Below are 4,605 nucleotides of genomic sequence, written 5' to 3' on the forward strand. Positions count from 1 at the left end.
GGTTGTTTACGCTGCATATAAGCTTCGATTGCTTCCCACATACGTGTGTTAGTACCTTGTGGCTCTAATCGTGCGTATGAACCTTGTTTAACTTCGCCGTTTTCATCACGCACCATTTCGTTTAACAATTTAGGGTTTGCAAATGTAGCGCGCTGCGCTGTTAAGTGATCGCCTCGGTGCGTTGCGTACGAGTTAAAATCCTCTTCAGGAACATTCATTTTAGTTAAGTATTCACCTGCGGCACTACTTGCCATAATAGCGTTTGAAGGCGATAAATGATCCGTTGTAATGTTATCGCCAAGTACAGCAAGGGCGCGCATGCCGGTCATGGTTCGCTCACCTGCAAGGGCGCCTTCCCAGTATGGCGGGCGGCGAATATAGGTACTTTGCTCGCGCCAATTGTATAGCGGGTCGTTGTCTTCACCGTAATCTACGGTTAAATCAAACATAGGTTCGTACACTTTTTTAAATTGCTCTGGCTTTACACTTTGTTTGATTACTTCATCTATTTCTTCATCGCTTGGCCATAAATCTTTTAGCGTTATGTCGTTACCATTTTGATCTTTCCCTAGTACACCTTTTTCAATATCAAAACGAATAGTACCGGCAATAGCGTAAGCCACCACTAATGGCGGTGACGCTAAAAAGGCTTGCTTAGCATACGGATGTATACGCCCATCAAAGTTACGGTTGCCCGAAAGTACCGCTGTTGCGTATAAGTCGCGATCTATCACTTCTTGTTGAATTACAGGGTCAAGCGCGCCACTCATGCCGTTACAGGTAGTACAAGCAAAACCCACAATACCAAAGCCAAGTTTTTCAAGTTCAGGGAGTAATTTTGCTTCTTCTAGGTATGATTGCACCGCTTTTGAACCCGGTGCTAATGACGTTTTAACCCAGGGTTTACGCATTAACCCTTTGGCATTTGCGTTACGTGCAAGTAAGCCGGCAGCAATTACGTTGCGCGGGTTACTAGTGTTAGTACAACTGGTAATAGCAGCAATAATACACGCGCCATCTGGCATTAAGCCTTCTTCGTTTTCAACAACGCCAGATATACCTTCTTTGGCTAAATCGCTCGTGGATACACGACGGTGTGGGTTTGAAGGCCCAGCAATATTGCGTCCAACACTCGATAAATCAAATTTAAGCACCCGCTCATATTTTGCGGTTGTTAAACTATCGCTCCAAAGGCCAGCCGTTTTAGCGTAGTTTTCTACAAGCGCTATTTGCTCTTCATCACGCCCTGTTAAACGCAAATAATCGATTGTTTTATCGTCTATATAAAACATGGCTGCAGTGGCACCAAATTCTGGCGTCATGTTTGAAATAGTTGCTCTGTCGCCTAGGGTTAGTGCATCTGCACCTTCGCCGTAAAATTCTAAATAGGTCGATACCACGCGCTGCTCGCGTAAAAACTCGGTAATAGCCAATACTATATCTGTAGCGGTAATACCAGGTTGGCGAGTGCCTGTTAGCTCAACACCAACTATGTCAGGCAAGCGCATGTATGAGGCACGGCCAAGCATAACGCTTTCAGCTTCAAGCCCGCCTACACCTACAGCAATCACGCCAAGAGCATCAACATGCGGGGTGTGACTGTCGGTACCCACTAAGGTATCAGGAAACGCAATACCATCGCGGTTTTGAATAACTGGCGACATTTTTTCAAGGTTAATTTGATGCATAATGCCGTTACCAGGCGGAATAACATCAATATTTTTAAAGGCGGTTTTAGTCCAGTTAATAAAATGAAAACGGTCATCGTTACGGCGGTCTTCTATGGCACGGTTTTTTTCAAATGCGTCTGGGTCAAAGCCTGCGTGCTCTACCGCTAAAGAGTGGTCAACGATAAGTTGTGTAGGTACCACCGGATTCACTTTTGCCGGATCCCCACCTTTTGCGGCAATGGCGTCGCGCAGGCCTGCTAAATCAACCAAGGCGGTTTGGCCTAAAATATCGTGGCATACTACACGCGCCGGATACCAAGGAAAGTCTAAATCTTGTTTACGCTCAATAAGCTGAGTAAGCGCATCGGTTAGCATATCAGGCTCACAGCGGCGCACTAGGTTTTCGGCCAGTACGCGTGAGGTATAAGGCAAAGTGGCATATGCACCTGGCTTAATTGCATCAACGGCTTCTTGCGTATCGTAGTAATCCACATTTGAGCCGGGTAAGGGTTTTCGGTATTGGGTGTTATTAATTATGGTCATAATACAGGTTCGCTAATAAGTGACGGGAAATAAAAGGCAAAAGGTGAGCGTATTGCTCACCCTATACCAATCCGTTAAATTAAGTATGATTACGGATTGGTATTATGTGTAACTAATCAGCCTCTTGATTCTATTGGCGTGTAGCTGCGTGCCTCTGGCCCTGTGTAATCTGCACTTGGGCGAATAATACGGTTATTAGCGCGCTGCTCTTTAACATGTGCTGTCCAGCCTGTAACACGGCTCATCACAAATATTGGCGTAAATAACTTAGTGGGAATACCCATAAAGTGATACGCCGATGCATGGAAAAAATCAGCATTACAAAACAGTTTTTTCTCGCGCCACATAACCTCTTCACACCTAACCGACACAGGGTAAAGCACATCATCGCCCACCTCTTTAGCTAGTTTTTCAGAGAACTTTTTAATAATAACGTTACGTGGGTCTGACTCTCGGTAAATAGCGTGGCCAAAGCCCATAATTTTATCTTTACGCTCTAGCATACCCATAATTTCTTGCTCGGCATGATCAGCACTTTTAAAACCTTGAATCATATCCATAGCCGCTTCGTTTGCACCACCATGCAGTGGCCCGCGCAGAGTGCCTATTGCACCGGTTACACAAGAATGAATATCAGACAAAGTAGATGCACATACGCGCCCCGTAAACGTAGAGGCGTTAAACTCATGCTCTGCGTATAAAATTAGCGACACATTCATTACTTGTGCAAACAACTCACTCGGTGCTTTGTCGTGCAATAAAGTTAAAAAGTGCGCACCTACTGAGTCGTCATCGGTTTGTGTATCAATGCGTACGCCATCGTGAGTAAAGCGGTACCAATAACAAATAATACTTGGGAAGAGCGCAACCATACGGTCAATCGCATCGTTTGCTTGGCTAAAATCGAGTTCCATTTCTAGGTTACCCAGCATAGAGCAACCGGTACGCATAACATCCATTGGGTGCGCGTCTTTAGGAATATTTTCAAGCACGGTTTTTAGTGCATCTGGCAGGCCACGTAGGCTTTTTAATTTAGCTTTATAGTCAGCTAGTTCATTAGCTGTTGGTAGCTCACCACGAGAAAGTAAAAAAGACACTTCCTCAAACTGCGCTTTTTCGGCAAGTTCGCTAATATCGTAACCACAATACGTTAAACCCGAGCCTGTTTGCCCTACTGTACATAATGCTGTTTGCCCTGCTACTTGACCGCGTAAGCCTGCACCGCCTAATGCTTTATCTACCATGATCTTCTCCTATCTTAAATTTGTGTGTGATTTTAATAATTATTATTTGTCAGATTTTGATGAAAAAAGGTTATCAAGTGTGTTTTCGTATGTGTGGTAATCTAAAAAGTCGTATAGCTCAGCGCGCGTTTGCATGTTTTCAATTTGGCTTTGCTGAGAGCCCTCATTTAAAATGGCAGAGTACACATTAAGCGCGGCTTTGTTCATGGCTCTAAACGCACTAAGTGGGTAAAGCACCATTTCAACACCTACCTCACTTAACTGCTCTTTGGTGTAAATAGGTGTTTGGCCAAACTCAGTAATGTTAGCCAAAATAGGCACGTTTAACGCTTCCGAAAACGCTTGGTAATCGGCAAGGTCATGCACGGCTTCTGCAAAAATTGCGTCTGCGCCCGCTTCTACACAGGCAGCGGCACGGTCAATCGCGGCATTTAAGCCTTCTTTTTGAAATGCATCGGTGCGGGCCATAATGTAAAAATCGCTATCGGTTTTAGCATCAACGGCAGCTTTAATACGGTCAACCATTTCACCTTGGCTTACAATTTCTTTATTAGGGCGATGACCACAACGCTTTTGCGCTACTTGGTCTTCAATATGAAAACCCGCCGCACCGGCTTTAGTCATTTCTTTCACGGTACGCGCAATATTAAACGCGCCGCCCCACCCGGTATCGGCATCAACAAGTAATGGTAAATCGCTGGCACCGGTTATACGGCGAATATCCTCAAGTACGTTATCAAGGCTGGTCATGCCTAAATCTGGCATACCATAAGAGGCATTTGCCACACCGGCACCTGAGAGGTAAATAGCTTGGTGACCCATTTTTTCAGCCATCATGGCTGTGTAAGCATTAATAGTACCTACAACTTGTAATGGGCGATTATTAGCAATAGCCTGTTTAAATTTTAATCCTGCTGACATTATTCTCTCCTGACTTTGAACGGTTGCTACATGGAGTAACTTAGTGTTTTAATTTTAAATTGTGACTGTTTTTTAACTTTTAGCTTTTAACCTTTAATCTTTAACCTTTAATCTTTAACCTTTAACCTTTAACTTTTAACTTTTAACCTTTAACCTTTAACCTTTAACCTTTAACCTTTAACCTTTAACCTTTAACCTTTAACCTTAGCTTTTAGCTTTTAGCTTTT

At 43.9% G+C, this 4,605-nt stretch carries 3 protein-coding genes; all 3 read right to left on the reverse strand.

Annotation, left to right across the window (positions count from 1 at the left end; translation table 11 throughout):
• Nucleotides 1–2,213 (reverse strand): Fe/S-dependent 2-methylisocitrate dehydratase AcnD (acnD, locus tag B2R65_RS14675; RefSeq protein WP_286743901.1); only part of this gene is annotated, 2,213 nt, incomplete at its 3' end.
• Nucleotides 2,214–2,329: 116 nt separating this feature from the next.
• Nucleotides 2,330–3,457: a bifunctional 2-methylcitrate synthase/citrate synthase gene (gene prpC / locus B2R65_RS14680; RefSeq protein ID WP_286743903.1), complete on the reverse strand. Its 1,128-nt coding sequence runs from the start codon at nt 3,455–3,457 to the stop codon at nt 2,330–2,332.
• 42 nt (nt 3,458–3,499) lie between these two features.
• Nucleotides 3,500–4,378 (reverse strand): methylisocitrate lyase, encoded by an 879-nt coding sequence (gene prpB, locus B2R65_RS14685; RefSeq protein WP_138540766.1) that lies wholly within the window; start codon nt 4,376–4,378, stop codon nt 3,500–3,502.
• Nucleotides 4,379–4,605: the final 227 nt, after the last annotated feature.

Origin of the sequence: Pseudoalteromonas sp. UBA2102, assembly GCF_002331165.1 — a bacterium.
Lineage (GTDB): Bacteria > Pseudomonadota > Gammaproteobacteria > Enterobacterales > Alteromonadaceae > Pseudoalteromonas > Pseudoalteromonas atlantica.